Origin of the sequence: Bacillus sp. XF8 (assembly GCF_017498755.1) — a bacterium.
In the GTDB taxonomy this organism is placed as follows: Bacteria; Bacillota; Bacilli; order Bacillales; family Bacillaceae_G; genus Bacillus_A; species Bacillus_A bingmayongensis.
Map to the genome: position 1 here is coordinate 1 of NZ_JAGDQK010000088.1, position 4911 is coordinate 4911.

7 protein-coding genes are annotated in these 4911 nt (G+C 40.5%); 4 read left to right on the top strand and 3 right to left on the bottom strand.

Translation table 11 applies throughout. The annotated features are described in order from the left end of the window. The coding region (locus J4P91_RS28195; RefSeq protein ID WP_207996732.1) for a DUF3898 domain-containing protein at nucleotides 1-88 on the top strand (88 nt) is incomplete at its 5' end. A gap of 1184 nt (nucleotides 89-1272) precedes the next feature. Here the strand turns inward: J4P91_RS28195 and J4P91_RS28200 are convergent. Both J4P91_RS28200 and J4P91_RS28205 read right to left on the bottom strand, forming a co-directional pair. Then, entirely contained in the window at nucleotides 1273-1398 is a 126-nt protein-coding gene (locus J4P91_RS28200; protein WP_207996727.1) for a DUF3961 domain-containing protein, read from the bottom strand. Continuing rightward, nucleotides 1383-1715: a hypothetical protein gene (locus J4P91_RS28205; RefSeq protein ID WP_207996728.1), complete on the bottom strand. Its 333-nt coding sequence runs from the start codon at nucleotides 1713-1715 to the stop codon at nucleotides 1383-1385. The genes J4P91_RS28200 and J4P91_RS28205 overlap by 16 nt, the downstream gene beginning before the upstream one ends. 167 nt (nucleotides 1716-1882) lie before the next feature. Between J4P91_RS28205 and J4P91_RS28210 the strand changes: the two genes are divergently transcribed. From J4P91_RS28210 to J4P91_RS29295, 3 genes are all read left to right on the top strand, one after another. Then, nucleotides 1883-2095: a helix-turn-helix domain-containing protein gene (locus J4P91_RS28210; protein WP_207996729.1), complete on the top strand. Its 213-nt coding sequence runs from the start codon at nucleotides 1883-1885 to the stop codon at nucleotides 2093-2095. Between the two features lie 102 nt (nucleotides 2096-2197). Further along, the gene (locus tag J4P91_RS28215; protein WP_207996730.1) at nucleotides 2198-2773 is read left to right on the top strand and encodes a hypothetical protein; all 576 of its coding nucleotides are present in this window, start codon (nucleotides 2198-2200) and stop codon (nucleotides 2771-2773) included. A 167-nt stretch (nucleotides 2774-2940) separates the two neighbouring features. Beyond that, complete coding sequence (locus tag J4P91_RS29295) at nucleotides 2941-3600, top strand: hypothetical protein (RefSeq protein WP_243764060.1); 660 nt, start codon at nucleotides 2941-2943, stop codon at nucleotides 3598-3600. Between the two features lie 89 nt (nucleotides 3601-3689). On the opposite strand, the gene J4P91_RS28225 is transcribed toward J4P91_RS29295, so the two are convergent. Beyond that, nucleotides 3690-4775 carry an N-acetylmuramoyl-L-alanine amidase gene (locus J4P91_RS28225; RefSeq protein WP_207996731.1) on the bottom strand — a complete coding sequence of 362 codons (1086 nt, stop codon included), beginning with the start codon at nucleotides 4773-4775 and terminating at the stop codon, nucleotides 3690-3692. Nucleotides 4776-4911 lie beyond the last annotated feature (136 nt).

The window sequence follows — 4911 nt, forward strand, 5'->3', positions numbered from 1 at the left end:
GGGATTCTCTCCGATTGAATTTTTGAAGCCGGATGAGCTGCAGGATGTGATTGAGCGGATTGAGAAGAAAGCTTCCAATACGTATTAATACTAGGTTTTTAGACGTAAAGGTGACCTATTGGTGACTTAAAGAGTCACTAAAGGTGACGGAATTGGTGACGGTTAGCGCACTTATTTACATTCATTATTCTGTATAAAAATTAATAATTAATCGGACAACAAACGGTTTCCCTGATTTCTATGAGCACTTTTTATAAGGTGCTCTTTTTATTTGTGATCACTTTAGGTGACACTTCAACAGTCACTTAAAATATACGGTTACCAAACTCCCCGAATTTCTTTACTTCTATATCGCTGACTAATCGAAAGTCTGACCACTTCCTTCTATTATATATCCCTTCTGTCCTCCCCTCTTATTTATCGACTGTATTCTCAATAATCTACGTTAACTCTCGTCCTCCTCCCCCTAACTCCTGAACAACTTTCCTCCTCCGATTTATCAACGTATTCTCTCGTTATTTATGCTTAGAATCGAAATTACCTTTACCGCTTACCTTCGCCTTTACTCTTCGTTATTAATACGCTACGGGGCAAGCCCTTGCTAACGCCTCCCGCTATGGGCTACGTCCTCCACCTCGCTTAGTTATTAACGTTTCTCTATTACTTGCTCATTTCCTTCGAATTTAAGCTTGCTTAGGGGTTGACTGTCTTTACGCTTTTTGCTAGCGGAAGGAGGACGGTCTAGGAAACGATGAGGCAGGCTTCACCCCTAGGCGCCACGTTAAAAAATAAACGTGGCGCGAAGAGGTAAAGTACATACTAGCGTCAGTCGTTGGCTGAGGTTTCCGCGTACGCCCCTTCCGACTTCGGCGATTGATTTCTCTCTCGCCCACCGTCTTTCTACATTGCAGCATGTCCCACAATGCGCGCGTAGATAACCGCGCCTGACGATGCACCCCGCTTTTACGTATCCATAAAAGCGCCATGCGTCCACTCCTTACCGTTAATGGCCGTAACCGCCTAGACCTGTACACGCACGGAAGGGTTATGCGGCTAAAGTACAGCGCCTTACTTTCCGACATTGGCTAGGCTCACCTGTTCAAGTTTTTAGCGTGGTGTTAGGTCGTTCCCACGTTCGGAAATCACCTCCGCATCTCCTAAAAAAGACAATAGGAAACTAAGCCTCAAGAATCCCGTTTTTAAAAACGGATGATTACAAGAGGCTAATCGGAGAATTTCCGTTATTCAGTTGTATATACGTGAATTCACGTACTATAAGATATAAGCAATAACCATATCGACGGCGTACAACATACCGCCTACTCCAAAGACTCCCCAATACCAAATACGATCAGATAACGTTTCTAAGCCGAAGTAATCGTTTAGTTTTGCGAACATAGTACGTTTCCTCCTCTGTCCTCTTTATGTAGCAACTGGAACATACTGATTGTCGTTTTACTTATCGCTTGTTTCTTAATCGACGCTCCTGATTTAAACTCAACGTGTGTAAATACGTAATAGTTAGCGTCAGTTTCAATATATACGACCGTATGTAGATATCCTCCGATGTTTAGTTTACGTACTTTAAACATCAATATTGCGTTCTCTATTTCGATTGAATCTACGTTGTTAGTAATCTCACGTTGTAATTCTGCGGGTAATTCTTCGAAGGTTATGAATTGGATAGCATTAAGAATCGTTTTAAATTCAAACATTTCGTTTATCCCCTTTCAATATTCCGTTATTTCGTAATCCATACTTGTATTATAATTACGTTATTTCGTAATTGTCAATGATTATTTTTCCGTTATTGCGTAATTCCTTACGAAACCTTATAATTATAGTAATTACTATTGTTCGAATTTTAACGAGGAGGATAACTATGCCGAAAGTGCATGTTACTTTAGATAGTGTTTTAAAGAAGAAAGGCAAAACTCAAAAAGACTTAGCTGCATTAACAGGTATTAGACCTGCCGCTATTAGTGAGTTATATAACAATCAACGGAAATCTTTAAATAGAGAACATCTCGATAAGATAATATCAGCGTTGAATATAACGGATATTAACGAATTAATTACAATTATTGAGGACTAAGGAGAACGCTATATATGATAAGGCGTTCTTTTTTATTGGAGAAATTTACCGTAAGGTTTGGTATACTTGTAACCGTAATATTACATATTGGGGGTATGCTGCATGAAAAAGCCGTTCTATAAAAAATGGTGGTTCTGGGTAATTATAGTGTTAGTTGTGGCTGCTGTAGGAAATAACGATGATAGCAAGAAAGATGAGGCAAAAGCGACTTCCAACGAACCTAAACAAGAGACACAAAACCAAGCAGAAAAAGAGACTAAGAAAAAGATTGAAGCTGAAGAAAAAGAGGCGGAAAAGCAACGTAAACAACAAGAGAAAGAAGAAAAACAAGAGAAGGAAAGAGCCGAAAAGGAAGAAAAGAAAAAGCAAGCGGAGATTGACAAAGAAGTTTCCAAAACTAAAGAGACAATACGTAAATTACTTATGACGACTGATAAAACCATGACTGACTTAAAAAGGTCAGTAACTAATGGTGGAAGATTATCTGAAATCGATACTAAGATGCTTTCAGGTGATTTAAAGTTAGTCCTTGAGCATGTAGGTGATATCAAAAGTGTCAAAGGTGAAACAGAATCTATTAAAAGTTATGAGACTAAGTTAAACGATTTTATCCAATCGTTTGAACAAGGTGAAGAACGCGACATTAAAGAACTTATACGTGACATTAAAGCATTATAAAAAATCGACCGCCCGTAATAGGCGGTCTTTTACGTTTATATCGATAAATTTAAGCGTCATTCCCAATCGTAGATAACATGTACGATAGGTAAACGTACAAACGAGACGAGCACACTTTCCATTTATTGTATTATGCGTAATTTATACGTAAAGGAGTGTGATTATTCGTGAGCTTAAACAACGGAAGAAACTGTAACCATTCTGCGATTTCTTGTCCTGTGCCTGGTTCGGTTTCCGTTCCTTTTCCGGGTGCAGCGCCATCACCGACTCCAGCTGCAACTCCTCTCTTATTTTTTACTCCATTGCCGCCAAACCCACCTCCTATTGCTTTACCGGAAAATACGAGCAATATCACGATTATGGAGTTTTTAGTTCCTGCCCGAGCAGTAGCAGAAAGGCCAAGAGTTCAACTAGACGCAACAATGAGTACAGAAATTTTTGTAGATACAGGAAATGGAAACGGGGGTAGTATTGATTTTTTTGATGTGGATAACATAACGTATCAATTATTCCGTAATAATACGTTGCTGACAGATACGATTGTATCCGGAAATTATCAAATAGGTTCGGGAGACAACACGTTCTATACCTTTAACTCTACGTTTACGTGGGTAGATACGCTACTTCCAACCAGCCCAATATTACCGCCAGACCCGATACTTCCAACTGATCCGATTCGCTATCGAATTGTAGCGAATGTAGGAGATTATAGCGAGGGAGTAAGTGCTGAGGTTAGAAATCGTGGCTTTATTGGAGTAGTTTATCCGACCGACCCTATTTTTCCGATTGACCCTGTACTTCCTGCCCTTCCTATCGACCCTATTTAGCGAGTACTAAAAACGTAAACCGACTCCGTTAAAGTTTACAGAGCCGGTTTCTTTTTCGTCTACTTCGTACGAATCACTTAACGCACATATTACTTCACGTTCACATACGAATCACTAGCCGTAATATAGTACGTATTCCCTTTCGAATTGTGCACTTTATACTGCGGTGAGCCGTTCACGTTAACTTTAGCGTCGATAGCAAAACCAAGTCCAGCGTCAACCGTGCCGGCTACGTACGACTTGTTCCACGTAGCTTTCGTGTAGAAGTTTAGGTCGTTTACTTTCGATACGACACGGCTACCTGCTACGCTAGTACTTGCGTCTTTACTATATCGAATATACGACGAATCATATTTAACCCATTGATTACCGCCTAAGTTAAGCCATTTTCCACTAGTCGTATTTACTTCGCCCCAAACGATGTATGATTCCGCTTTTTGCAATTTACGGAGTACACTGTAATCTGTGCCAGGACCTTTGCGTAAGTTGATGTTAGTACCTTCGATGTATGCAACGCCACTAGTTGGATTAACACTAGGTACTTCTGGCTTAGGCTCCGTAGGGTTTACCGGATTAACCACGACAGGCGCTTCGTTATTATCGTATGCTTTCTTAACGTCTGCTCTAAATTGAGCGATAGATACATCGTGTGAAGCTAAGTATGCACGTGGGTCTTCATGATCAGTACCGCCTAGGCGCTTCGTTACATCTTCGTGAGTCCAAAGGCCTTGTTCGACTGTTAAACCGTTGTCTTTCAGGATTTTCGCTAGTAATTTAACGTAACGTTCATACGAAGATTTAAATTTCGCTGGATTACTAGTTTCCGATAATTCAACGTGTACGAATCGTTTGTTAGCTGCTGGACCTGCACCGTAAGCGATGTACTTCGTATCTGCGATTTGAATCGTTTCGTTCCAGTCAGTCGCGAAGTGAACGAATGCGCTTCGCCAAGTACGAGACTCGTAGTTTCGGATATTAATAGCGGGCGCTTCGGGTGTAGCGGTCGAGTGAGCTACAACGCCCTCGTATGCACCGACTCCGTAACGATACGCTTGCTTAGGTAAATCCGGAATAAGCATGCGATTAATCGACTCCGCAAACGCCCCGCCCATGAACGAAAAAAAGACTACCATTACGGTAGCCATCGAGATAAATAGTTTATTAATACGTTTCATTTTACGTCCTCCCTTTCAGAAAATAAAAAAGAGAGAAGTTATTTAACCTCTCTCTATATAAGCCGTATTTTGTACAGTTTTAAATTACTTTTCGAATCTCTGCTCTGCCAAACTTAATTGTCCCTATGAAATCAAA